A 25,209-nucleotide genomic window follows, 5' to 3' on the forward strand; every position below is an offset into this window, starting at 1 on the left:
TTTTTGTGATGTTCCTCATGCTGTTCTATATATTTTTGCACTTCTTCTGAATTCACATTGCCAACTGTCACAACAAAATACCCTCTGGCCCAAAGATGTTGTCCCCCAATACCGCTTACGGAGCAGTGCAAATTCCTGTAGCAACTTACGACTACTTATACCTTTAATATATTGCACAGCTTTAGATATTGATATACTAGGCGGAACCAATGCTAATATATGTACGTGATCAGGACTCATACTGCCACTAATTATATTTATGTAATTAGCAGCACATATTTCTCGGATTACTTCCCTAGTTCTAATCGCAACTTGCCCAGTTAAAACTCTATACCTATACTTAGTACAAAATACTATATGATACTTTAGGTCATATAGGCTGTGGGATCATCTCCTATATTCCATTCGTCCTCCCTTAGCACATTTCCTAGATAACTAATACTAAAGTGTTCGCCTAAAGGCGAGGGTCTTAACCATATCACATATAACTACATAAAGAGATTGCAATACCGCATGCTGCTCCTGCAAATAGTGATGATTCTACAAATCAGCCACCTCACAGCAACTCATCACCAAATGACACTCTAAAACCTCCAAATAATTTGCTGCAACTTTTAAATTTAAAACATCTCCTGTCCGAGGCACTAAAAGCCTTGCTCTCACCAAAAGATGTTAAGGAGTGCATTTGGGAGATTTGCGCCACGTAAAGTGCATCCAGACAAAGAAAATGGCTACAATGATGACTTGGTATTTGTAAAAAGTTTAGAAGAAAAGTTTAAAGATGACATACAAGTTAAAGAAATTGCACAACGACTCTTACATTGGATAACTACTGGGAGCAAAACAGTAGATACTGCAGTAGACTTTGCAAGGTTTATTTATATACCTACACGAGATAATACGAAAAAGGCTCTAATAGGCTCAATAAAGCTATATGGTATGTATTTTAGTACTAATCGGCATTTTATTGCTATTAATGCTTTAGATGTTGGGCAACACTTGTATACTGGTCAATATTTCGAAGCAGCGAAGAGTGTTATAATGGCGGCTAGTTTTACTGCAATTCCTTACATCATAGGATTGCTCAATATGCCGTATATTACATATGCTAATTTAATACTTACTACATATTATGGATACAGTGCTATTTCAAATATGTACTCGCTAAATCTTGAAGTAAATAGCGATGAAGGTGCAAAAAAATCTGATAACGCATATAACGATCTATCCGAATACTATTCTTATTTTCAGAATTTTTACTTTAACTTAGTAATAAAACTCACATCAATCCTAGATTTTGGAGTTCATGATGAAAGTGTTAAAGAAGTTCTTGTGCAAGAAGCTACAAGCTCAGTAGAAATGATATAGCTGCTCCATACCGCCAGAAATATGCATTTTAGCTTTTGAAATTCCTTGGTACAACTGTGTATTGTGTATTTTATTGCTCAGCTGATGATATCTGCGTCAATTTGTTGTAATTTTTTATGGGCAGAATGAGAAAAATGTCTGTAAGGCGCGCAAAATGCTGTGTTTTAAGCATTCGCCCTCTATTGTCACTTTGTAGCATTTGATTTTTATATGTTTAAATTCAGGTAATTAGCCAGATAGAGTGCGCTCTATCGCCTTCAGATTCATGCCTATGGCTGATATAAATGGATTTATTATATCTCCTATTTATGCCTCGCAGATAATTATAATGCACCATCCGCCAAAAATTGATTTACGCAAGCAAATAAATTTTTGTGGAGAAGTGAAATGTGCAAAAATTAGCCCAGGATTCAGCTCTGTGCTAATTTTTGGATATATTAGACCTCTTTCGAAACTAGCTTCTGGCAGAAAAATGGTAGGAGATTTAGGCGCAAGAAGGACAAGAGTGTATTTGATAACATTGAGAATCAGAACACGAAATCAACGCACCAGTTCTCACAAAGGAAGTAGAGTTTCGGAAGAAGTCTATTAATTGCTCATGTGCCGCGTAAACACTACTTTCACAAAATCCGTAAGGTTTTTGCTTTTACTTATAACATTTTCTTACGGATTCAAAGCGCTATTTTAGCGCTCCAAGCACCATTTCATGAGCACTTTTGAGACTTTTGGCGCGGGGGGCCTACTAACTAAGAAGTTTTTTAGTGCAGTAATGCTATTAATATACATGTACATACTACGTTGAAGTGAATATTGCCACAGCGAATAAAGACAGCGCCATCAATATAATTAGCATATTAGATTTCTTCCTGATTCTTTTGCGATTACTGTGATCTTGTAAAAACAGCTTGCTAGCATTGTTTATATTTTCAATCAATGCTAAATGAGATGAGAAAACATAAGTGAATTTTTGAAATAATTCCTGATTCTTGAGACATAACTTATTGATAATATTGATATTTATTGTTATCCATTCTTCTAATATCAACCACATATTAACATCTGGAAATGTTGTACGAGCAATGCCCTCAACCATAACCATATTTTTCTGAAGCAAAAGTAAGTCTAGCTGAGTATTCATATTAAACGATTTTGAAATTTCAAAAAGCTGGGTCAACAACGAAGAGATTGATATTTCACTCACATCTTTACCTATTATTGGCTCCCCTATACTTCTACATGCAAGTGAAAAAAGCTCTAAAGACTCAGAAGAAGGAACATAACCGGCATCAAAATGAGCTTTTGCAACTCTATCATAGTCCCTATCTAAGAATCCCTGCAGAATCTCAAGCATCAGTCTTTTATTTTTTAAGCTAAGTCCTCCAGTAATACCAAAATCTAATAATCCTATGATATATTTATAAGCATCATTTTGAATATTTGGATATAAGTTTTGTATCACTACAATGTTACCATGATGCAAATCAGCATGAAAGAATCCATCAACAAATGTTTGGTTAAAAAATACAAATAATAACTGACGTACTATATGCAAGCGAGCATTACTATCAATAATACTAGGCAATTTATTTATTTTATAGCCATCTATCCACTCCATAACCAAGACATTTTTAGTAGTGTATTGCCATAATATTTTTGGAATTTTTGCTACATTACTAGCACTTTTTGAAATTTTATCAGCTGCTGCAGCCTCCAGTCTCAAGTCGAGCTCCACCCTTGCAAGATCACTCAAAACACGTATAACTTCTGGTAATTTCAGTCTTTTTGCAGAAGTAAAATAGTTATCTATAAATTCTGCGACTAATTTAAATCCTGCTATATTAGATTCAAAACTACGTCTTATATTGGAGCGCAATACCTTCACAGCAACAACCACATTATCTATTGTAACGGCTTTATGTACTTGTGCTATTGAAGCAGCTGCAGCTGCTTTTGGCTCAAAATTAGAGAATGCAACATTTAAAGATGTAATACCTAGCTCTGCTTTGATAACTTTGCTTATAGAGCTGAACTGCTCTTGAGGAACTTCGTCTTGCAACTTACACATATAACCTGCAATCTCATCACTTACTAAATCAGGTCTTGTAGAGAGAAGTTGCCCAAACTTCACAAATGCAGGACCCATTTTTGGTAGTGCATTTACTAATCTTTGTGCAAATAATACACGTGCACTATGATTTAAACGCTTCAAGAAAATAATATTCAATAACTGTAACATCAAATTATAACGCAGTATCAAATAAATACTCTTAAATATATAAAATATAAGCATTGAAGACTTTTATAACCTCAAAGAAATGGATTATCATAGTAATCCTTATATAATGCTGCTTGCTTCTTATACAAAGCACTTAAAAATGATAAGCAAAACAAAAACTGCTCTATATAACACATTTTTATCGAATAATTGTATGCTGCTTTTGCAAGCAAATAAGCTAGATAATGCATTTTATTATAAAAACTTCTTATAGTAATCAACTTCAAAATAATCCTATATCCCTGGTGATTATAAAAAATATTATATTCCTCTCGCTTGCCTATTTGATCTTACATATTGCACTGTTAATAAAGTCATAAGTAATTGTTAAATATAAGAGATGTTCTCTTTTTATCTTGTGTATACACATTCTCACTATTTAACTTTAATAATTTGATTTTAAAAGGTTTTTGCAATTGAATTGCAAATATCAAGCATTCGATTTGAAAATCCCCATTCGTTATCATACCATGCTACAACTCTACAAAAATTACCTCTGATTACTTTTGTTTGTGTTAAATCGAAAACTGCACTACTTGCATTATGATTAAAATCTATTGATACTAGCTCTTTATTATTTACGGTGAGAATTCCACATAGTTCTTTACCTTTTGAAGCATCAATCATTAATTGATTAATCTCTTCAGAACTTGTCTCTTTCGCCGCTGAAAATTTTAAATCTATCATTGAAACATTAGGCGTTGGTACGCGCACAGCTACTCCATCCAATTTTCCCAAAAGTTCTGGTAAAATAGTTCCTATGCTTTTAGCTGCTCCAGTTGAAGTCGGAATCATAGAGAGAGATGCAGCTCTTGCTCTTCTCAGATCTTTATGTCTCGAATCTAAAATATTTTGATCATTGGTGTAAGCATGTATTGTGGTCATAAAACCACTTTCAATTCCTATATTATCATTCAAAATTTTTGCAACTGGAGCAAGACAGTTTGTTGTACAAGAACCAACCGATATTACATCCTCTTTTGTAAGATCTAGCATTGCATTATTAACACCATGTATTAAAGTTGCAGAACCTTCACATGGCGCAGAAACGATAACCTTTTTTGCACCTTTCTCAATATGAATTAAGCTACTTGTGTGTTTATTCATTCGACCTGTACACTCTAGCACAACATCAATCCGATCTTCCAACCAACTTAAATCTAAAGGATCAGTAATACTTACTGTTTTTACACAACCTAATTTGGTCTTTATTGAATCATCTTCTGCCGTAATATCGGGTAAAAAACCATGTGTGGAGTCATATTGCAAAAGGTGCGAATAAGTTGCAGCATCTCCATGTCCTAGATTGATAACAACAAATTCTAAACCATCATCCATCCCTAGAGAAACTCTTTCCAGATGTGCACGAAATACACATCTACCTATTCTTCCAAAGCCGTTAATAGCTATTCTTAATTTCTTCATATAAGTAAAACTTTATTTTATAACTTCTAGTTTTGCACGCACCATATCACGATACGAATTAAAGTTCACCTTATTTAGAAATTTACCCATACCGGATGAGTTTAATAATTCATCCAACTCATTCCAACGGCAGAGCATAATATGATTTCTAACCAAAAGCTCCGCTGCATTTTCATCCGGAAATAATTCATACATTTTTGAAGCATAAATAAGTGCATTTTCATACTGCTTTTCACTCATCATTAAAACGCAAAGTTCATAGAGAGCAAATTTAGTACTTTCAGAATATTGTAGCATTTCAAGTAGAGCTTCTTTTTTTTCTTCTGGTTTTGATTTTTCACCAAAAATATTTTCAAGCATATATCTAACATAACGCTCAAAATAAGGAGTGCACTGAATACTTTTTAAGTTCCTTAATATCTTCTGAACATTTTGCTTCATACCACTTTGCATAGCAAAAACAAGCAACATCAAATTTTCATTCATCTTTTGTATAGCCTTAGCTTCTCTATTTTTAGACAAGTAATTAGGTATATTAAACACTATAAAGAAGAATTTTATAACGACGTATAGTAGTAAATAGCTAAGCAATAATATGACAATTCCAGCGATTGGCTGTATATGAATTCTAAATCCAAAAGCTTCAACAATAATATCTTGAATATCTTTAGTTAAAAAGAAACCAACTGCAAAAAACCCTAAGAATATTATCAGGTATATAGCAAAACTAATTCGCATCGTTTACTATCTGTTTAATTATTTGTTCAATTAGCACAACTGAGTTCGCTTTCATTTGTAATGACTGCATTATTGGTTCAAGCTCTACGTATTTGTGTGATATTGGCTTTAAGAATTCTATGGCTTGTTTTATATCATTGCCTTGTATTTCTCTTATAGCATATTCCAAATTACGTTTGAATTCTACTTCTTCTACCTCTTGTATTTTTATCATATCTTTAAATAACTTTACTTCTGCAAACTTTTCAGGAATGTCTGTGTTTTCAGCAAGACTCCTTGTATTACCGCTTAAATTTATCATGAAAGATGATAATGTGGTTACTATGTTATGGTTTGATGGAGTATCATGTTTAGCAAGTTTATATAAATCACTTAACATTTCACTAATCACATTTATATTCTCATAATGATTCATCACATCAAGCTCATTGTGAAAATCTTCACCATTCTTTATCTTCTCAATAACATTAAATGCAGCTTTTACTGTCAGCATTTGGTTTGATCTTGATACCAATTCCTTTTCTATAGAAGTCGAAGAGTTTAAATTTCCAACTATAGATATCATCTGGTCTAGATTACCTGCCAACTTATTATGAAATAAATTCATCTCGTCAAGCTGATTTTCTAGCACCTGTAAGGATTTACCAAGTCTTTCAGAAACCATGAAACAATATATTGCAACTGCAGATGTAATAGCAAGTGCTATAATACAATGTATAATACGCCAAAAAAACGCGCTATGCGGTTTACTTTCTATAGCTGTGGTTTCATTATTAATCTCTGGAAGTTTTGGCACTTGATTCATTATGTAAAGACTATATTTTTATTTAACAAAGCATTATTTTCTCTAGTAAAAGCAAGACTAACATGTTATGCTGTCGCGCTGTACAAGTTCCGAGTCTATTGTATGCGATCCTTGTTTTCAAGCTTTAAGCTTGTTTTGCATGTTTTTGGATGTACATCTGTGGCTTTCGCCATGTTTTAGAGGTTGTGTTATTTGCATATTTGACTAACCTTGCTTTGTTTGCTTTGGCCGAATTAGCTCAGTGGTAGAGCAACCGCCTTGTAAGCGGTAGGTCATCTGTTCAAATCAGATATTCGGCACCATCTTTGTTCGCTCATTTTGTTTACCTAAAATCTAAAAACCTTTGCGATGTTATACTTAGTAAGGAAACTCGAAGAGTCTATTATTATAAACAATGATATAGAAATCAAAGTTGTAGAGATTAAGAAGAGTTCTATTAAATTTGGTATTACCTTTCCTAAAAACGTAACAGTACTACGTAAAGAAATGCATGACATGATAGCAAGAGAAAATATCTCCGCACTTTGTCCTGACCTAGAGTCTGTATCTAGAGACATATCAGAAAATCTTGCTTTTGATGATGTAACAGAAGAAAATAACGAATAATATATTAATTTCACCTGGATCTCGCTATATCTTTATTGTTTAGCAAACAATAGGAAAATTTCATGAATATACATTTGCTATCATAAAGATGATGCTATATAGCCTAGCATTCAGCAATTTAAGATTGTATTAATATCTTTATTTTATCTATACTTTTAATTATTACCAATGTATAGCTGTTGCGCTGTCTTCATAAGTGTATGCGCGAGGATTTTGATGGCATGATTTTTGAGAGTATACATCTGATAAATGAAGAGTTGGTATTTCAGATTTTGATACGAAGCTATATTTAAAAAAGTACTAGAAAGGACGCAAAGCAATGGGCGGTCTTTCAGATGCGCCAATTTTTGAAATATAGCAAGCATATTAAATGTAATTTCTGCACATGATACTTTCATATTTACAAAAAAATGAAATAAATAATATGGAGAATCAAGTCAAAAAGGCCTACACAAGGTTTGTTTAGTAGCATCATATTAGACCTCTTGCATAACCTCATTCTGAGGTAGAAATTCTTATAGAGTAGATTTTTGCAAAACGTCACCAAACAATGATCCACGTGAGTGTTTTTATGTTTTAGTGACAATCAAATCACAGTTTGGAACAGGTTATGCAAGAGGTCTATTGAATTAATTTAAAGGTAGTAATGTTTGTATATTTTCGTCCTAAAATTCTTACAGTGTTTCTTCTTGGTATATCATCTGGCTTTCCATTTTCACTTACAGCTTCAACATTCTTGTTGTTTCTTACAGATGTCGGAATAGATTTGGTAAGTATAGGAATAATGAGCATAGTTGTACTTCCATATACTCTTAAATATTTATGGGCTCCTATTATAGACAGTGTAAGGATTCCTATTTTAGGTAAACTGATAGGGCATAGAAAATCTTGGCTCTTACTATCTCAGTTAACCCTCTCCGCAATAATTTTTTTGATGTCATTTGTAAGCACAAGCAGCAGTATCTCTTACATAGCAGTGCTTGGCGTTTCTTTAGCATTTTTATCTGCAACACAAGATATTATAATTGATGCATTTCGTATTGAAATGCTAGATGAAGAAGAGCAAGGCGCTGGCGCTGCATTTGCACAGTTTGGCTATAGATTTGGTATGTTGATCACATCAGTAGGTTCTCTGTACATTGCACAACAGTGGAGTTGGAATATAGCATATTGCACTATGGCTGTTTTCCAATTACAAGGAATATGGTTGCTTTTACTTGCGAAAGAGCCAAAAATCAATCGTACTTTTACTCATGATAACATTTTATCATGGGTAAAAGATGCTTTTATAGCGCCATTTGCGGATTTTATGAGTCGCAAGAACTGGATATTAATGTTGGCTCTAGTGCTATCATATAAGATGAGTGATGCTTATATTGGGCCAATGACTGGTCCATTTTTGTTACAAATAGGATTTTCTAAGATAGAAATTGCAAATATAACAAAGATTTATGGGACTGTTGCAACGCTTCTAGGCACGGCATTTGGTGGATATTTAATATCCAAAATTAGTATATATAAAATGCTTTTTTTGGGTGCAGTGCTACAGGCAATTTCCAATTTGGTATTTGTATGGCAAGCTGTTGTAGGACATAATATATCAGTGCTTACAGTTTGTATAGGAATAGACAATCTTGCAGGTGGGATAAGTAGCGCAGCACTTGTAGCATATATCAGTCTTCTGGCAAATAAGCAGTTTACAGCAACTCAGTATGCACTGCTTTCCTCTTTTGCTTCCATTTGCCGTACATCACTCACAGCTTCCTCAGGATATGCTGCTCTAAAACTTGGATGGCATGCACTTTTTGCTTATTCTTCATTACTGTGTATCCCATCTCTCATTTGCTTATATTGCTTAGGAAAAAACAACAGCTCTAATAAGCAAAATATTTTGCTTTCACAAAATCCGTAAGGTTTTTGCGTCTATTATAACATTTTCTTACGGATTTAAAGCGCTATTTTTGCGCTCCAAGCACCATTTCATGCTTTTGTTCCGAGACTTTTGGCGCGCGTACTAACTACAATATTTCATGTATTAGACCTCTTGCATAACCTGTTCCAAACTGTGATTTGATTGTCACTAAAACATAAAAACACTCACGTGGATCATTGTTTGGTGACGTTTTGCAAAAATCTACTCTATAAGAATTTCTACCTCAGAATGAGGTTATGCAAGAGGTCTATTGGAGTTGGTGATGTGCAAAGCTCATATAAACCATTCTCTCCTTTTGCGAGTATATTATTTGCAGTGAATATTTTAACGTGTTCTGTAGTAATTTTTAATAAGCCAAGCTTCCACAATATAAAGGCTTTTATACTTACAAGCCATGCTGGTATGTTTACAGTTACTCTATTAACGCCATTATGCTTTAATACTATATCCACAATTTCCTTTATAGAATATATGTGTGTACCAGCTATTGCTATAGGTCTACCGCAAACACTTTTACTACACTGTAAAGTAAGAGCATTATATATACAAAGCGCAACATCGTGTACATAGATTGGCTGCAATTTTAGTTTATCACCTCCAACGACTGGTATGATTGGCAAAAATTTTGCCAGTTTTATAATCATACCTAAAAAACCACTTCCATTATCAAACATCAGAGATGGACGCAATATGATAGCATCATGCAGCTCATTTAATATAGCGCTTTCACCTTTTAATTTACTCTTTATATAACAAGACTTAAGCTTTAAATTATCTCCTACTAAAGTAGAAACATGCAAAAATCTTTTTACTTTTGCATGCTTTGCTACTTCTGCTATTTTTCTAGGCACAGAAACATTTGCATATTCTAACTCTTTTTCATTACAAGTGAGAGTACCGATTAAATTCACAACATAGCTAGATCCGGAAACTATATTTTTTAAAACTTCCCTATTATCAGAAAATTTTATTTGGACAATTTGACCAGCTGAGCCATATAAAAGTTTTTCGTTATTCAACAACGCACTGCGTGTTACCAAATTAATCTTTGCACCAGATTTTGCGATCACGCTGATTAGGTGCCTTCCTAAAAATCCACTTGCACCAAAGATAGTGACCGTATCGCGCTCATTCATCAGAATTAATTAAAATCATTACTAGAAACAATGCAACGCGAGACACAGACTAGGAAAAAACTCTTGTATTAACCAAATTCAAACCACATTGCATAACATTTAGGATTATTACACTGCATTGTAAAAAGCTCAATTATAAATTGATTTTTTGCGCCATTTTACTCTCAATAATCAATGTGTAAAGTTAGATCTAATGGTTTTTAAATAACGAAACTACCTTATTCTTGTAATTCTAACTCTTCATTTAGCAAGGCTTTGTAATAGAAGTACGTGAATCTATAATTAGTTTTAAAGCTTTGTGAACTCACTCTCACAATTATGAATTGTGTTTTTATTAATTTAACTTAAACTTTTCGAGACATTATTGTAACTCGAGTTGCTGATGAATCATCCAAGCGTATAGCAGATTTTTTTTTTGGCGATACAAAGAGGAATAGAGTGCAGCTAAATACATAGTTAGTCTATCCGCCAAAAATTGATTTGCTATGCAAATAAATTTTTGGCGAGAAGTTAAATTTAAAGCACTATTTTGACACTCGTGGCACCATTTCATTTTGTTTCGAGACTTTTGGCGCCCCGCGTACACTACCTTAGCAGAAAAGCGATTTATCACGTGCACAAGGCCTGTTATCCTATAGAAAGCGGCAGTAGCTTTTTGGTGCACCTAGCGGGATTTGAACCCACAACCTTTACCTTCGGAGGGTAATGCTCTATCCAATTGAGCTACAGGTGCAGGCTATAAGGCATTTTTATTAATATTATTACAAAAAGTCAATAACATCATACTTTTATATTAGGCATTGCTAACCAAGAATAGATTTTGCTTTTAAATTCGCGTATATGTATACTGCCTTGATAGTAAGTTATATTGGAAGCATTATATATGTTAAGTTGTAAGCATTGTGGCAGCATAGAAAGCACAAAGAATGGCTATATTAAAGGTCGTCAGAGGTATAAGTGCCCAGAGTGTAAAAAGAGCTATAAGTCTGGAGATATGAGAGTAAAGTACAGCCTTAATAAAAAGATGAAGGTTGTTAGTATGTATCTGGAGGGAGTTGGAATTAGATCAATCGAGAGATTAGAAAAGGTCTCGAGTTCACTTATAATAAAGTGGATTAGAAAATTCTCAAAGCTTCTAAAACAAAGGCTGAATGATGTTACGATACCTGAGGATGCCAAGCAAATCTCAATTATTGAGCTGGATGAGCTTTTTAGTTATTGCCAAAAAAAACTAACAAAGTCTACATTTGGCTTGCTGTTGATAGGGACAGAAATAAAGTTGTTGATTTTGAAGTGAGCATTGTCAGGGATTTTGCATCCTATCTTCCGATTGCCATGCGATTACAAAGTAGCTACGAGATAGAGATATCATGCAGTGACCATTACGACGTTTATGAAAAATTTAGGATTGCTAAAAAACACTATTCTACTAAGGCAGAAACGTCTTTAGTGGAATCATTCAACTCATTAATACGGCACTATTTAGCCAGGTTTCATCGTAAAACCAAACGTTACAGTAAGGCCATAGATATGATCTATAACTCTATCCTAATGCTTTTTAATAAAGACTTGCTGATATCTATCTTTAGTTAGCAATGCCTAATATTACATTCTTATAGACAATATAAAAAAGCAATCAAAGCCTTTATAAGCATTTTATTGCGTATAAACATCTAATTTCCATATAAAAATAAAAATTACAACGAATACATAAAAAATATGACATGCTTAGAAGCCAGAAGTAAAAAACTCAACCATTTGGTATTTTTACCATAAATTATGAGCTTTGCAATTGTTTTATTAAAATATTAGAAATTGTTATGCCAAATAGTGGATGTACATAGTCTGGCGCTATATCTGCCACAGGTACAATAAAAAAAGTTCTATTCATAAATTCTTTATGTGGAATAATTAAGAAATTAGAAATCTCATGTGATTCATTTATTACTTCTTGTCCTGCAAATATTATATCTAAGTCAATTACTCGTGGAGCCCATTTTGCAGAGGATTTTCTTCCCATTTCTCTTTCAACAGTTTTAAAAATTAGTAACATATCCTTTGGAGATAGTATAGAATCAAATGTAATAGCAACATTAAGAAATTCTACATCCCAGTCTGCTGGGCTTAATTCTGGTAGTAAAGCTTGTGTCTCATATATCCGTGATATTATAATCTTCCCATCATATATGATTGTTGCTAGTGGTACTATTCTTGAGCTTTTTATATACTGCTCTGTTAATTTGACAACTTCTAAGCGTTCTATATCAAAGTTTTGACTTTTCGTTTGACTCACACAATTTACTTTGCATAACTTTTCTATAAGCAGTTCAATTGCTCTTTTTATGTGTAATTTCCTGTCACCTATATTGGAACCAATACCGATTATATATTGCATATTATTTTACCGTTACTTAGCACTATAGATTTTTATGATTGTCATAAACTGGCCAATCTCACATCACAATGTTTTATTACTTTAATAAAGTCATATTTAATGTATTTAACATATAATAATTAGGAGAGTTTTCACATAAAGATAGATAAGAGCTGTTCTTGATATTGTTTGAATATTTGTGTAATAGTAAGAGCGCACCAAAGCTTGATGGATTCGTATACCATTGACTCTTTTTTAGAAACGATTTTAGTGCGCCGTGTCATTCGGCATAAATGATGTCGCGTGTTGCTATTATCTCTCTCGATACATACTGTGCCAGACTTTCCAATTGTATGACGCTCTTTGGGTAAAATTTTAGAAAAAGCATCCCAATCATCCGTATAAAAATGACATTCTTTCAGATGACTCACTTTTTGTAGAGCTTTTGGAATGTTGCAGTATCACGATTGCCTGTAACCCAGGCAACTGTTCTCCTTGTACTACGATCAACTGCCTTAATGATCCAAAGCTTGTTTTTTTTGAACCAATAAAATGCCACATCTCGTCGAATTCCATCTCCATAATATCCGAAGAGACAACTGGCTCCTGAGTCTTGCCCATCACCTCTACTACCCAGCGATAAATTATGGACGGCGAATGCCATAATATCTTGCCTAACATAGAAAAAGAGCCATTACCAAGACTATATAGCATAACGCATAATGCTTTCTTAACAGCTGTTTGAGGCTTCTTGCCCAGATCGCCCTCAACAAAATTTAGAACATGATCTGCACTTATAACGCTGTACACCCCCTCACAATGCCATTCTTTACAAAGATATCAGAGCAACATCCCTTACAACAAACCATAAAACCACTCTTTAGTTTTTAAAAAAGTGATCATATCATACTTCTATCTAATTGTGAAAACTCTCAAAATTAGATCATATAATCTTTATTCATATATTAATATATCATAATATAATATACTTTATGTAGTTATATGTGATATGGTTAACACCCTCGCCTTTAGGCGAACACTTTAGTATTAGTTATCTAGGAAATGTGCTAAGGGAGGACGAATGGAATATAGGAGATGATCCCACAGCCTATATGACCTAAAGTATCATATAGTATTTTGTACTAAGTATAGGTATAGAGTTTTAACTAGGCAAGTTGCGATTAGAACTAGGGAAGTAATCCGAGAAATATGTGCTGCTAATTACATAAATATTAATTAGTGGCAGTATGAGTCCTGATCACGTACATATATTAGCATTGGTTCCCCCTAGTATATCAATATCTAAAGCTGTGCAATATATTAAAGGTATAAGTAGTCGTAAGTTGCTACAGGAATTTGCACTGCTCCGTAAGCGGTATTGTGGACAACATCTTTGGGCCAGAGGGTATTTTGTTGTGACAGTTGGCAATGTGAATTCAGAAGAAGTGCAAAAATATATAGAACAGCATGAGGAACATCACAAAAAAGATGATTTTAGAATATCAGAGTTTTAGCGTTTACGCTTTTAATCTGCTTTGCAAGCGTTACACAAACTACCGCGCTTTAGCCGGTAGTAATTGATATACTCTGAGACGCTTTGATTTAAGCAAATCCTTCATTATATCAAAGAAAAATCGTCTTAAATCTATATTATTACATAAAAATTTTGTTTTATGGCTTTTATATATCAAGCCTCCACTCTATATATTCTATTAAACTCTCAGATCACTGCATATTTTGTTCTACTATAGTTCTCACGTTACAATATATATTATGCTAATCTCGCTATTAAATTCTATAACCATACCAATAACTTTTACTTGTATAAGACAACTATTTGTATAGTATTTTTATAAGTATATGTTGCTAATAAATTGAGAGTACGGTGGCATCACATTAAGGATACTAGCATCTTTATGTCCATTGTTTGTGTTAGTAATCCTACTTTACACTCTTTATCTTTTTTTCAGAGTGTATCATGTTGGTGCATATTGATTAACTCTATAAGTAAGTATAAACATATTGTGATTGTATGAATGCATTAATGGATTTTTTCAAAAAACTTGGCGCTGTAAAAGTTGGCGCTTTGTTAAGCGTTGCTTTAGTTATTTTATCACTCATAGTTTGGCTTGTATTTAGCGCATACAAGGTGCCTATGTCACCTCTTTATAGTAATTTATCATTAGAGGATAGCAGTATTATAGCATCAAAACTGCAGGCTATGGGTATTCAATATACTGTATCTGCTGATAATGCAGAGATAACAGTTCCTATGGATAGAGTTCACTCACTTAGAATTGGATTCGCTGAAGAAGGTTATCCATCTTCTGGAAACATAGTTGGATATGAAATATTCGATAAGTCTGATGCATTTGGTACTTCACAGTTCGTATATAACATCAACTTGGTTCGCGCGCTTGAAGGAGAGTTATCCAGAACAATCAGTGGTATTGCTTCTATAGAATCTGCAAGAGTACATCTTGTACTTCCGAAAAAAGAGCTATTTTCCAAAGATTCCGTTATTCCGTCTGCTTCTGTCGTTTTGAAAGTTGCAAAAAATAAGCAGATTGGAAAGAATGAAGTAGCTGCAATTACACATTTAGTATCTGCTGCTGTACCTGAACTAAAAGCTGAGAACATCACAATAATAGATAGCAATGGCAAACCTCTCAAGTTGAATTCTGATGATGGCGAAGAATTTGGTGTTTTTGCAACAGGAATGCTAGATTTTAAAGGTAGTGTTGAATCAAAATTGACCCGATCTATAGAAGAAATACTCGAAAGGTCTGTTGGAGTAGGTAAAGTAAAAGCTAGTGTAACAGCTGATATTGATTTTGATAGAGAAGTTATAAATACAGAAACTTATGATCCTGACGGTCAAGTTATTAGATCACATAAAGTAAGTGAAGAAAAAGAATCAGATACAAAACAATCAGATAATGTAAGTGTTGCAACAAATCTTCCTTATCCTGGAGCACAAAAACAACCCACTGCTAATGTTAAAAGCAGATCTAAATCTGATGAGATTACAAATTATGAAATATCAAAAAAGGTTAGTAATAGAATAAGCGAGAGCGGCAAAATAAAAAGCCTTTCTATAGCTGTTTTGGTTGATGGTACTTATACGGTAGATAGATCATCTGGTAACCCTATCTCAAAATATAACCCTAGAACTGATGAAGAATTGCAACAAATAAAAGATCTTGTAATTTCTGCAGTCGGTATTGATGAAAAACGTGGTGATAAACTAAGTATTGTGAATATGCAGTTCAGTACAGGTATTGAAGAAGATGTGGTACCAGAAACACTTATGGACTGGTTAAAGCGTGATATGAGAGGCCTCATACAGACTGCAATAATAGCTATAGTAAGCATACTGTTGATTGTTTTGGTCGTGAAGCCATTTATAGCAAAGATTATAGATGATAGAAATGGACTTGGGATAGAAGGAGCAAGAGATCTTGAATCTATGATTACTGGTCTTGAAATGAGTCCTCAAGCTGCAGCTGCTGCAATCTCAGAACTTGGTTCAAGTGGCATTGGCTCTGGCTCAGCAGATAATATTAACAGTAATGGTTCAGAAGGCATGGATACTAATGAACAAGGTATTGCTAAGAGCGCAAGTTTAGAAACTGACACAAGTATAGAAGCTTTGCTCTCAAGCGCTTATAGTGATAAAAACCAGAACTTGTTGAGACATTTAAATGATGCAGTAAATCAGCATATTGATGGCACAGTGTCAATTGTCAGAAATTGGTTATATAAAGGTGAGGATTAATTAATCTGTATGTCTATAAAAATGACTGGTGTAAATAAGGCGGCTATTCTATTACTGTCCTTAGAGCCTGAAGTAGCTTCGCGTGTGTTTCGCGCGCTTGATGAATCTGAGATCAAAGATGTCTCTCAAGCTATGGCAACGCTTGGTAGAGTTGATCCTGAAATTATCAAGAGTGTCATCATTGAGTTTGCACGTGATATGAATACTTCCATGAGTGTAATAGGAAATATTCATAGCACTGAAAGATTTTTGCGTGGAGTACTTGGACATGACAAAGTTAACGTTCTGCTTGAAGATATACGTGGACCAATGGGCCGTAATATATGGGATAAGATCGGAAAAATGAACCCTATGTTACTTGTTTCTTTTTTAAAGAATGAGTACCCGCAAACAATTGCTCTAATACTAACTAAAATGGCTCCATCTCATGCTGCTAAGATTTTGTCACTTTTCAATAAAGAGACAGGATTTGAGATGTTGAAAAGAATGATGTCGATGGACACTGTAAAAAAAGACGTAATAGAAAGTATTGAAAAAACGCTACGTACCGAATTTGTTACTGATTCAGGTAGTATGCAAAAATATGACAATAACCATGTAGTAGCTGAGATATTTAACTACTTTGGTAAGCAAAGTGAAGAGAAGTTTATGGAGATGCTTGTTCAATATGATGAAGATGCAGCAGGCAAGATCAAAAGACTTATGTTTAAATTTAAAGATATACTGCGTATAGATCCCGAGGGAATTCAAGAGTTAATAAAGGTTGTTGATAAAGCTACACTTACTACTGCTCTTAAAGATGCTCCAGATGAAATATATGAGATATTTATGCAAAATATGTCACAAAGAGCTTATAAGCTCCTTGTGGAGGAAGTTGAGGGCTTAAGAAGCGTTCGCAAAAAAGATATAGATGATGCAAGAAGCAACATAGTGAAAATTGCAAAGGACCTTATAAATAAAGGCGTCATTAAAATGATATACGCTGAAGGTGATGAAGAAGAGGAGTTATAGATATGGCCATTACTAAATTTCCTTTGACAGATTTCGTTTTAGAAATGAATAAATGTCCTTCTGTAAATGCTGAACATATAAAATGTAATGAACAAGAATACAGTGAGGTAAGTGTTCAAGAGGTTGTCACAAGTGTTAAAAACCAAGCTCCTGCTGTCTCGGTAATCAACTCATGTGAATTTGTAAAATATTCAAAAGAAGAAATTGAGGCACTAAAATCTGATGCCATGTCAGAAGGCATGAAAATCGCTAAGATGGAGTATGAAGAGGAACAACATAAAGTACAGGAAAAAAATTTTCTGTTATTATCTGCAATCATGAGTAGAATTGATGAGATAGGCGCTGTAGTTACAAGTCAATATGATGAAATGATTAAGGATTTTGGTGCTTTATTAAATGTATTTTTGCGTAAGGTGGTTGGTTCAGTAGCTGAGCGTTTTTCTACTGATTCGATTTTGGATTTTTTAAGAAAGAATATGCACAAGGTTTGTACTGAACCATCAATAAGCATTAAAGTAAGCACTAAGGATTACGAAGCAATTTTTGACTGTATGAATGAGATAACAAGCATGTGTAGTCCTAATACAAAAATTGTTTTATTAGCACAAGATGATATAGCACAAGGTGATTGTGTGATTGATTTTGACAGAGGCGCTATTTCTAGGAATATTGATATCTTGCTTGAAGACTTGGATTCTGTGCTTGATAGTTATCTTTCAAAAACGGGCGATGCTTAGTAATTTTTTTAATTGGTATTAAATTAGAGGTATAAATGTTAGACCAACAAAGTAATATATCCAATCAAGCACAACAAAAAGCAGACGTTGGCGGAGAGATAAATCTCCAAGCAGTCTATGATATTCCACTGAAGATATCTGCTATACTAGGTCATGCTGAATTAAAAGTGAACCAGATTCTTAAACTTAATAAAGGTGCTGTTGTTGAATTGGACAAAAAAGTTGGAGATGCAATAGACATTTGTATAAATGATAAACTAGTTGCACGCGGCGAGATAGTGCTAGTTGATAATAAGATCGGTGTTACTCTGACTGAGATATTTAAATCCGATTAGTATATATTTATTGTTGAGTCTTAGAGTCATTAAAGATCTTAATTTGTGCTTTTCTTATCGTCTCTTAGATAAGCAGAGCAAATTTTGAGCTACCGTATTACTAACAATTTTATTCAAGTTTAGATATAATAAAATAAGAGGTTTTAATGATACTAATGTTAGTTACCAGATATGTAATTCAGATAACAGCATAGTTCTATGTAGGTTTTATCCTGTAAACCGTTACTTGAGCGGAATGATGATGCTGTTTATTGCTTGATTCATTAATTTTATGTGTATTGTATGATGAGGTATTTTTTAAATAAAAGCAGCGTATTAGTTTTTGTTCTGCTGTTATTCGTCTGCGGTACTTTTTTACTGCCTGTAGCGATTTCAGCTGAACCTGATAAGCCGTTGCTATTGCTGAAGAATATGAAAGATGAAGAAAAGGTTGTTAATCAAGCAGACAAACTACAAAAGGTGAATAATAGTAGAGCTGCATCTAAAGTACAGCGTGCAAAAAAGAAACCTCCTCAAAAAGTTAGCAGCAGGAGTGTAAAAAAGCCAAGTGTTATATCCAGTAATTTAGAAGAGAAAGCAGCAAAACAAAAAGGTGCCAAAAAAATCGGTGCTATAGAAAAAAATGATAGCGGTAAAGCTTTACAGCTTCATACAGGTAGCATCGATAAAGGAAGGGTGAATTTGTTTGATAAAGCTGGAATTGAGGTAGAGAAAGAAGTAAAACAATTACTTCCTCAGTCTGAAAGGATTGTTACTCGCTTTGAAAGCAATAGTTCTGGTGCAGTTGTTACGTTCTTTTGGAACTCTCCTGTAAAAGCAGCCGCATTTATCAGAAACAACAAACTTTGGATAATATTTGATCAGTACGCAGAATTGGATTTCCAAGATCACAGCCGCAGTTTAGCAGGCAGATCATCAATACTGCCAAATAAACTTAAGTTATATAACCTTGAGCAATATAATATTGATCGCAATGCAACTTATATCACGGCTGATATAGGGCTTACCTTAGGAGATACAAACCTTGGTGTCACCCTTTCTCAGAGTGGCAATAGTTGGATACTTGAGGTTTCAAAACAACATCAGAGATATTATGGAATACCTTTGTTTGTTAGACCAATGGCACTTCCTACTCCTAATATAGAGTTAATGATGGATGGAGAAATAACTTCCATCATTGATTATAGAGACCCAGTAACAGGTAATATGATGTCTGTTATACCTGTTGATACTGAGAATAGAAGAGTTGAGGTGGACTATAAATTTGTTGATCTTAATTTGATTAACACAATTCAAGGTGCCGTTATTGAAAGAATCTCAGATGATATTAAAATATCTTCATTTGATTCTAGTATAATTATAACAAGTGCAAGTGGTTTAAATATTTCATCCACGCTATGGGATTATAGTCTTAAGTCAATAGATGATGCACGCACAAGTAGGCATTCATTATTAAATTTTGAAGATTTGCCTAAGATGCATTTTATGGATGCACAAAAATATTTAAGACATGATGTAATAACAGGAAAAGCATCTTATAGACCAATCGCAAAACTAAATTTAGCCTTATTCTACTTGGGAAATCAGATGTATCCTGAAGCAGTTGCATATGTCAAGATGGCACAAAGCGAAAGCGGTCTTATAAAAATCAGCTATAGAGCTACCTTAATTAATGCTGTTGCTCAATATATGAATCGTCGCTATGAAAAATCTTATGACTTAATTGATTCTATAGATATAGAGAGTGTGCCAATAGTGCACCGCCAAGAGGTTATGTTCTGGAAGGTAATGATAGCATATAAGATGGCAGATTCTTATAAATACTTTGGACGTTCTAACACTATAGCATTATTTGAAGACTATAAGTCAAATTTTATGCAGAATTATCCTACCTTTCTTCTCTCAAAAATCGGATTTGATATTTTGGGTGATAAGGTAAGCAATGGTTCTGTAGATATGGCTCAAAGGATAATTACTGTATTAAAAACATTCAAATTACCTGAATCAGAACAAAACAGGCTATACTCTGATACTGGAGTACTGTATGCAACTCAGCATAAGATTAATAAGTCAATTGAAATGTTTGATAAATGCATAGCTAGTAGAAATGATCCTATACATTATATAAAATGCAGCTGGCTAAAAGCAAAAGTCCTACATAATAATAACAAAATCGCAAGTGACGAATTTACTGATCAACTTGAGCATTTGAGAGTAATATGGCGTGGACCAGGAGTCAACGGCCTCGAGATGAGTATCTTGAAAGATCTATATGCTTCTTATAATAGTCAGGATCAGCTATTGCAGGCACTTAGAATAGGTCAAATGGTTTTGGATGACTATCCAAACACTATAGAAGCATTAAGATTAACAAGTGATATGAGTCAATTGTTCATAAATTATTTCTTGATCAAGGGACAGCGGTATGATGCACCATTAAAGAAGCTGGAGTTATTTTATGAATTTAAACATCTTTTACCTATAGGATATTTAGGAGATGAAGTTATACTTAATATTGCAGATTACTTAATTGAACTTGATCTTTTAAACAAAGCTTCAGATCTTCTGGAACACCAGGTACGTAATAGGCTAGTTGGTATAAAAAAGGAACGTGCTATCAATAAGCTGATGCATATATACATATATAATCAAAAGCCTATTAACGCTCTCAAGATACTTGCTTTTGGTGCTCCTTATCAAAATTTACCAGACTTAATTGCAAAAGAGCGCAGATATATGAGTGCAGAAGCATTATATGCATCTGGAAATAGTGAGGCTGCTATCAATATATTAAAAGGAGATTTATCACAACAAGCAGATGAAATAAAGATGAAGATATTATGGTCGGAAGAAAAGTGGAAAGAATTTAATGATTTTTCTGAACCTTATATATATTCTATCAGGTATAAGGATACTCGTTTGACATCTTATGATGTTATTAGACTATTAAAGCAATCTATAGCTTATATTTTAGTTAATGAAATCAAGCTTTTTGAAGATTTGTATGAAGATTTTAAGCTTAGATTCCCGAAAGATAATAAACATGCTAAAATGCTTTCTTTGCTTAGAGATATGCTCAAATACGATAGCAAAGGTGCTATAGAAATGGCGAAGAATATTGGACATACAAAAGAAGTTGCTACAGACTTTGTCAAAATCTCCGGTGATGATGTGTAGCTACATACTATTCTTCAATGAAGTATGGCTAAACTAGGCACTGCCTTCATAGCGTTTGCTAAAAAGCATAGTTTTGAAAAATGGATCAATATTTATGTCTGAAAAATTTGTGAGTGTAAAAGTGATACCTAATGCTAAGCAAAATAAGATTGAGATTCTTAGTGCTGCTGATGATGAAATATTACATATAAAAGTAAAGGTTACTGCACAAGCTACTGATGGCAAGGCTAATGTTGCAATGGTAAAATTGCTTTCTGAATATTTTGATATACCAAAGTCATATATAGAAATTATAAAAGGTGAGTTATCACGTAATAAATTATTAAAGATTTACTCATGTTGATTAATAACTCTGCTTTAATTCTTCTAATGCCACAATATATATAGTATTCCTCTCATCAATTAGTCCGCACGTACTTTTTAGATTCTATAAATCTCACTAGCAATATTTTCCTCATACAGCATAAGCTATAGTAAATTGAGCTGAGGTTTGCGTATTAAAGAATTGAACCAAAACATACATATGTTATTACTTTTTTCCGAAAATCTTCGCTATATGAGGATGGCACTTTTCCTTTGGGTGTAACACACATCTATATATATGCGCAAACTTCAACTTAATTTACTATAGTTATTTACTAAATATGTATAGCCCTTCCATATGCGCTTAAAACAGCCTCATGCATCGCTTCAGAGATTGTAGGATGTGGAAATATATTATGAATTATATCCTCTTCTGTTCCTTCTAATACTTTAACAAGACCAATACTATGTATCATCTCAGTAACTTCATGTCCAATCATATGACAGCCAAGTAATTCTCCTGTTTTTGCATCAAAAATCACTTTAACAATGCCACTTGGTTCTCCAACTGCCAATGCCTTACCGTTTGCAATCATTGGAAACTTTCCAATCTTTACATCCAGTTTGAGATCTCTTGCTTGCTGCTCTGTATATCCTAAACTTGCAATCTGTGGATAACAGTAAGTACAGCCAGGAATTTTATTTCGATCCATGTGTTCTGGCGCAAGGCCTGCAATATGCTCAGCACATATTATCCCTTCATGACTAGCCTTATGTGCAAGCAAAGGAGGAGCTGTAACATCCCCGATTGCGTAAACGTTTGACTCATCAGTTTCCATATACTTACCTGTTTTAATGTAACCTCTCTCTAGCTGAACTTTTGTTTTCTCCAACCCTAAATTTTCCACATTTGCTTGAACACCAACTGCAGATATCACATGTTCAAAATCCTTCTTAAAAACTTTGTCATCTGACTTCCATTCAATAGAAATATGATCTTTATGTCTAACAACATTTGTAATCTTCGAGTTTGTCGATATTTTAATACCTCGTTTCTGGAATGCTGCATGAGCCAGTGTTGCAATCTCTTGATCTTCTGCCATGAGTATTCTCTCTGCCACTTCTATGATGTGAACATCTGTTCCAAGCATGTTATAAAAGCTTGCAAATTCAACACCTATAGCGCCACTTCCAACAACTAAAATTGATTTAGGCAATTTTTTTGGCGTCATAGCTTCTTTATATCCCCAAACCAACTTCCCATCTATCTCCAAATTCGGAAGTACCTTAGGTCTTGCGCCAGTTGCAACTACTATATTCTTTGCTGATACTTCAGTCGCCTTCCCAGATGCATCTTTTACTTCAAGCAGCTTATTAGATAAAAAACGAGCACTTCCTGAAATATGCTTTATTTTATTTTTATGAAGTAAGTGATTAATACCATCTGCTAGCTGTCCTGCTATTTTTCTAGAACGATCAATCAATTTTTGAAAATCTATACTAACATTTCCACACTTAATTCCAAATTCCTCGGAATGCTGAATTGTATGATAAACTTCAGCTGCTCTAAGCATTGCTTTAGTTGGAATACAGCCCCAATTTAAACATATACCACCTAAATTTTCTCTCTCTATAACTGCAGTTTTTAGACCAAGCTGTGCAGCTCTAATTGCAGCAACATAACCACCGGGACCTGCACCTATCACTATAAGATCAAAAACATCAGCCATATACAACCTCCAGCTACAACAAAATTCAAAAATCAACTAAATCTAATAAAAATTCAAATCCCATGCTTGTATAAACAAGCAATCTACTAACTCAGAAAGCCAGAGAATTAGGGAAATGAATGTTATAGCAGATTATCTTACACATAAAAAGAAAAGTGTTAATATAAAAACATTAAACTTTTTGATAAGCTTTACTTATAATAACAATTGATTTCACTCACTTTATGCAAAAATAATTGCAATTTTTGTGCAAAAAACCTCTTAGTATTAAAGCAAAAACAGCTTATATCTAAAAGAAATCTAATCAAAAAACGATAATTTTTTCTGCTTCAATCTATTGCAAAACAAATAAAATTTTGACATTAAAATTAACTTTTTGAAGCGAATATAATATTAATTATAGCAAAATAATACACATTCTATCAAAAATCATCCTACATTATTTATACCAAAATATTCCATACATTTTGCAGTTATAACCCTTCCTCTTGTAGTACGATTAATAAATCCTATCTGCATTAGATATGGCTCAATTGCATCCTCTATAGTATCACGATCTTCAGATAGCCCAGCAACAATTGTTTCTATTCCAACAGGTCCACCACCATAATAATCTGCTATATATCTGATATATTTATAATCTAAAGCATCAAGACCAAGAACATCAATACCAAGCATATTCAGAGCATTTTTTACTATGTCTGCATTGACTACTGCTTTGTTTTGATATTGTGCAAAGTCCCTAATCCGTTTAAGAAGCCTAATTGCTATCCTAGGTGTTCCCCTAGAGCATCTAGCTATTTCTTCTGCAGCCTCCTTTTCAATCTGCACTTCAAATATTTTCGCTCCTCTTAAAATAATCTTTAATAACTCACCTGCATCATAGAAATCTAGTTTGACAGGAATACCAAATCTATCACGCAGTGGATTCGTTAAAAGACCTAGTCTTGTAGTTGCACCAACCAATGTAAACTTTGGCAAATTTATCTTCACAGATCTCGCGGCCGGGCCAGAGCCTATGACTAAATCTATACAATAATCCTCCATAGCAGGATATAAAAGCTCCTCAACTGATGGATTAAGCCTATGTATTTCGTCTATAAATAATACATCATTATGTTCAAGATTAGTAAGAATTGCAGCTAACTCTCCAGTTTTACTTAACATAGGCCCAGATGTAACCTTAATACCAACATTTAATTCCTGAGCAATAATTTGCGACAAAGTTGTTTTGCCAAGGCCTGGAGGACCATAAAATAATACATGATCCAAGGCTTCTCCTCTCGATTTTGCAGCTGAAATAAAGATATGCAAATTTTGCTTTAACTTTTCTTGACCTATAAAATCCCTCAGCAGACTTGGTCTAATTACATTCTCATTTTCAGAATCATTTGCTTGTTGCTCTAAGTCCCTTATATGTTCAGACATTTCATTTATCTTGAATGGAAAAGAATTTATGTTTATTGCAGTAATGTTTA

Annotated in this window: 22 protein-coding genes, 2 tRNA genes and 2 pseudogenes; 14 read left to right on the forward strand and 12 right to left on the reverse strand. The window is 33.8% G+C overall.

The annotated features are described in order from the left end of the window. Positions 1-15: 15 nt before the first annotated feature. Positions 16-375 (reverse strand): annotated as a pseudogene (gene tnpA / locus AACK98_RS04865) (IS200/IS605 family transposase); the annotation flags it as partial. A 294-nt stretch (positions 376-669) separates the two neighbouring features. Between tnpA (AACK98_RS04865) and AACK98_RS04870 the strand changes: the two are divergent. Next, entirely contained in the window at positions 670-1,368 is a 699-nt protein-coding gene (locus AACK98_RS04870) for a hypothetical protein (RefSeq protein ID WP_339040413.1), read from the forward strand. Positions 1,369-2,161: 793 nt separating this feature from the next. On the opposite strand, the gene AACK98_RS04875 is transcribed toward AACK98_RS04870, so the two are convergent. The 4 genes from AACK98_RS04875 to AACK98_RS04890 form a co-directional block, all read right to left on the reverse strand. Beyond that, on the reverse strand, positions 2,162-3,577 hold the full coding sequence (locus tag AACK98_RS04875; RefSeq protein WP_339040415.1) for an AarF/UbiB family protein: 1,416 nt from the start codon (positions 3,575-3,577) through the stop codon (positions 2,162-2,164). A gap of 465 nt (positions 3,578-4,042) precedes the next feature. Then, complete coding sequence (gap, locus tag AACK98_RS04880) at positions 4,043-5,068, reverse strand: type I glyceraldehyde-3-phosphate dehydrogenase (protein ID WP_339040417.1); 1,026 nt, start codon at positions 5,066-5,068, stop codon at positions 4,043-4,045. 12 nt (positions 5,069-5,080) lie between these two features. Beyond that, the gene (locus AACK98_RS04885) at positions 5,081-5,806 is read right to left on the reverse strand and encodes a hypothetical protein (RefSeq protein WP_339040419.1); all 726 of its coding nucleotides are present in this window, start codon (positions 5,804-5,806) and stop codon (positions 5,081-5,083) included. Then, complete coding sequence (locus AACK98_RS04890) at positions 5,796-6,611, reverse strand: hypothetical protein (protein WP_339040421.1); 816 nt, start codon at positions 6,609-6,611, stop codon at positions 5,796-5,798. The genes AACK98_RS04885 and AACK98_RS04890 overlap by 11 nt, the downstream gene beginning before the upstream one ends. Before the next feature lie 227 nt (positions 6,612-6,838). On the opposite strand from AACK98_RS04890, the gene AACK98_RS04895 reads away from it, so the two are divergent. The 3 genes from AACK98_RS04895 to AACK98_RS04905 all read left to right on the forward strand — a co-directional run bounded on the left by AACK98_RS04895 (position 6,839) and on the right by AACK98_RS04905 (position 9,129). Then, a tRNA-Thr gene (locus AACK98_RS04895) sits at positions 6,839-6,913 on the forward strand. A gap of 46 nt (positions 6,914-6,959) precedes the next feature. Beyond that, the gene (locus AACK98_RS04900) at positions 6,960-7,217 is read left to right on the forward strand and encodes a carbon storage regulator (protein ID WP_339040423.1); all 258 of its coding nucleotides are present in this window, start codon (positions 6,960-6,962) and stop codon (positions 7,215-7,217) included. A gap of 646 nt (positions 7,218-7,863) precedes the next feature. After that, a complete protein-coding gene (locus tag AACK98_RS04905) occupies positions 7,864-9,129 on the forward strand; it encodes an AmpG family muropeptide MFS transporter (RefSeq protein WP_339040425.1) in 1,266 nt (421 codons plus the stop codon). A gap of 239 nt (positions 9,130-9,368) precedes the next feature. Here AACK98_RS04905 and AACK98_RS04910 read toward each other — a convergent pair whose 3' ends face one another. Together AACK98_RS04910 and AACK98_RS04915 are read right to left on the reverse strand one after the other, a co-directional pair. Then, positions 9,369-10,286 (reverse strand): NAD-dependent epimerase/dehydratase family protein, encoded by a 918-nt coding sequence (locus AACK98_RS04910; protein ID WP_339040427.1) that lies wholly within the window; start codon positions 10,284-10,286, stop codon positions 9,369-9,371. Between the two features lie 656 nt (positions 10,287-10,942). Next, positions 10,943-11,019, reverse strand: a tRNA-Arg gene (locus AACK98_RS04915). Positions 11,020-11,169: 150 nt separating this feature from the next. Here AACK98_RS04915 and AACK98_RS04920 point away from each other — a divergent pair. Both AACK98_RS04920 and AACK98_RS04925 read left to right on the forward strand, forming a co-directional pair. Next, a complete protein-coding gene (locus tag AACK98_RS04920; protein ID WP_339040429.1) occupies positions 11,170-11,583 on the forward strand; it encodes a hypothetical protein in 414 nt (137 codons plus the stop codon). Beyond that, positions 11,505-11,879 (forward strand): IS1 family transposase, encoded by a 375-nt coding sequence (locus AACK98_RS04925; protein ID WP_339040222.1) that lies wholly within the window; start codon positions 11,505-11,507, stop codon positions 11,877-11,879. Before AACK98_RS04920 ends, AACK98_RS04925 begins: the two co-directional genes overlap by 79 nt. 184 nt (positions 11,880-12,063) lie before the next feature. Here AACK98_RS04925 and folK read toward each other — a convergent pair whose 3' ends face one another. The 3 genes from folK to AACK98_RS04940 form a co-directional block, all read right to left on the reverse strand. Then, positions 12,064-12,579: a 2-amino-4-hydroxy-6-hydroxymethyldihydropteridine diphosphokinase gene (gene folK / locus AACK98_RS04930; protein ID WP_339040431.1), complete on the reverse strand. Its 516-nt coding sequence runs from the start codon at positions 12,577-12,579 to the stop codon at positions 12,064-12,066. A 233-nt stretch (positions 12,580-12,812) separates the two neighbouring features. Further along, a complete protein-coding gene (locus AACK98_RS04935) occupies positions 12,813-13,091 on the reverse strand; it encodes an IS1 family transposase (protein WP_339040433.1) in 279 nt (92 codons plus the stop codon). After that, on the reverse strand, positions 13,054-13,470 hold the full coding sequence (locus tag AACK98_RS04940; protein ID WP_339040435.1) for a hypothetical protein: 417 nt from the start codon (positions 13,468-13,470) through the stop codon (positions 13,054-13,056). The genes AACK98_RS04935 and AACK98_RS04940 overlap by 38 nt, the downstream gene beginning before the upstream one ends. A 310-nt stretch (positions 13,471-13,780) precedes the next feature. On the opposite strand from AACK98_RS04940, the pseudogene AACK98_RS08240 reads away from it, so the two are divergent. From AACK98_RS08240 to AACK98_RS04975, 8 genes and pseudogenes are all read left to right on the forward strand, one after another. Then, a pseudogene (locus AACK98_RS08240) lies at positions 13,781-13,900 on the forward strand (transposase); the annotation flags it as partial. Positions 13,901-13,907: 7 nt separating this feature from the next. Beyond that, positions 13,908-14,174, forward strand: a complete 267-nt coding sequence (gene tnpA, locus AACK98_RS04945) for an IS200/IS605 family transposase (RefSeq protein WP_410519972.1) — start codon at positions 13,908-13,910, stop codon at positions 14,172-14,174. A 530-nt stretch (positions 14,175-14,704) separates the two neighbouring features. Continuing rightward, on the forward strand, positions 14,705-16,438 hold the full coding sequence (fliF, locus tag AACK98_RS04950) for a flagellar basal-body MS-ring/collar protein FliF (RefSeq protein WP_339042604.1): 1,734 nt from the start codon (positions 14,705-14,707) through the stop codon (positions 16,436-16,438). 9 nt (positions 16,439-16,447) lie between these two features. After that, complete coding sequence (fliG, locus tag AACK98_RS04955) at positions 16,448-17,449, forward strand: flagellar motor switch protein FliG (RefSeq protein WP_339040437.1); 1,002 nt, start codon at positions 16,448-16,450, stop codon at positions 17,447-17,449. Between the two features lie 44 nt (positions 17,450-17,493). Continuing rightward, on the forward strand, positions 17,494-18,186 hold the full coding sequence (locus tag AACK98_RS04960) for a hypothetical protein (RefSeq protein WP_339040439.1): 693 nt from the start codon (positions 17,494-17,496) through the stop codon (positions 18,184-18,186). A gap of 35 nt (positions 18,187-18,221) precedes the next feature. Then, entirely contained in the window at positions 18,222-18,521 is a 300-nt protein-coding gene (fliN, locus tag AACK98_RS04965; RefSeq protein WP_339040441.1) for a flagellar motor switch protein FliN, read from the forward strand. 411 nt (positions 18,522-18,932) lie between these two features. After that, complete coding sequence (locus AACK98_RS04970) at positions 18,933-21,698, forward strand: hypothetical protein (RefSeq protein WP_339040443.1); 2,766 nt, start codon at positions 18,933-18,935, stop codon at positions 21,696-21,698. A gap of 73 nt (positions 21,699-21,771) precedes the next feature. Then, complete coding sequence (locus tag AACK98_RS04975; RefSeq protein WP_339040445.1) at positions 21,772-22,041, forward strand: DUF167 domain-containing protein; 270 nt, start codon at positions 21,772-21,774, stop codon at positions 22,039-22,041. A gap of 295 nt (positions 22,042-22,336) precedes the next feature. Here AACK98_RS04975 and lpdA read toward each other — a convergent pair whose 3' ends face one another. Next, a complete protein-coding gene (lpdA, locus tag AACK98_RS04980; RefSeq protein ID WP_339040447.1) occupies positions 22,337-23,731 on the reverse strand; it encodes a dihydrolipoyl dehydrogenase in 1,395 nt (464 codons plus the stop codon). A 429-nt stretch (positions 23,732-24,160) separates the two neighbouring features. Further along, positions 24,161-25,159 (reverse strand): Holliday junction branch migration DNA helicase RuvB, encoded by a 999-nt coding sequence (gene ruvB / locus AACK98_RS04985; protein WP_339040449.1) that lies wholly within the window; start codon positions 25,157-25,159, stop codon positions 24,161-24,163. Between the last annotated feature and the right edge of the window lie 50 nt (positions 25,160-25,209).

Origin of the sequence: Candidatus Lariskella endosymbiont of Hedychridium roseum, from assembly GCF_964020185.1 — a bacterium.
Lineage (GTDB): Bacteria > Pseudomonadota > Alphaproteobacteria > Rickettsiales > Midichloriaceae > Lariskella.

Excerpts from the sequence above, each read along its gene's own strand:
- AACK98_RS04910 (WP_339040427.1), bottom strand. The coding sequence starts at position 10,286 with ATGAATGAGCGCGATACGGTCACTATCTTTGGTGCAAGTGGATTTTTA.
- AACK98_RS04890 (WP_339040421.1), bottom strand. The coding sequence starts at position 6,611 with ATGAATCAAGTGCCAAAACTTCCAGAGATTAATAATGAAACCACAGCT.
- fliG (WP_339040437.1), top strand. The coding sequence starts at position 16,448 with ATGTCTATAAAAATGACTGGTGTAAATAAGGCGGCTATTCTATTACTG.
- AACK98_RS04900 (WP_339040423.1), top strand. The coding sequence starts at position 6,960 with ATGTTATACTTAGTAAGGAAACTCGAAGAGTCTATTATTATAAACAAT.
- AACK98_RS04960 (WP_339040439.1), top strand. The coding sequence starts at position 17,494 with ATGAATAAATGTCCTTCTGTAAATGCTGAACATATAAAATGTAATGAA.
- ruvB (WP_339040449.1), bottom strand. The coding sequence starts at position 25,159 with ATGTCTGAACATATAAGGGACTTAGAGCAACAAGCAAATGATTCTGAA.
- lpdA (WP_339040447.1), bottom strand. The coding sequence starts at position 23,731 with ATGGCTGATGTTTTTGATCTTATAGTGATAGGTGCAGGTCCCGGTGGT.
- AACK98_RS04970 (WP_339040443.1), top strand. The coding sequence starts at position 18,933 with ATGAAAGATGAAGAAAAGGTTGTTAATCAAGCAGACAAACTACAAAAG.
- fliN (WP_339040441.1), top strand. The coding sequence starts at position 18,222 with ATGTTAGACCAACAAAGTAATATATCCAATCAAGCACAACAAAAAGCA.
- fliF (WP_339042604.1), top strand. The coding sequence starts at position 14,705 with ATGGATTTTTTCAAAAAACTTGGCGCTGTAAAAGTTGGCGCTTTGTTA.
- AACK98_RS04885 (WP_339040419.1), bottom strand. The coding sequence starts at position 5,806 with ATGCGAATTAGTTTTGCTATATACCTGATAATATTCTTAGGGTTTTTT.
- AACK98_RS04920 (WP_339040429.1), top strand. The coding sequence starts at position 11,170 with ATGTTAAGTTGTAAGCATTGTGGCAGCATAGAAAGCACAAAGAATGGC.
- tnpA (WP_410519972.1), top strand. The coding sequence starts at position 13,908 with ATGAGTCCTGATCACGTACATATATTAGCATTGGTTCCCCCTAGTATA.
- gap (WP_339040417.1), bottom strand. The coding sequence starts at position 5,068 with ATGAAGAAATTAAGAATAGCTATTAACGGCTTTGGAAGAATAGGTAGA.
- AACK98_RS04905 (WP_339040425.1), top strand. The coding sequence starts at position 7,864 with ATGTTTGTATATTTTCGTCCTAAAATTCTTACAGTGTTTCTTCTTGGT.
- AACK98_RS04870 (WP_339040413.1), top strand. The coding sequence starts at position 670 with ATGTTAAGGAGTGCATTTGGGAGATTTGCGCCACGTAAAGTGCATCCA.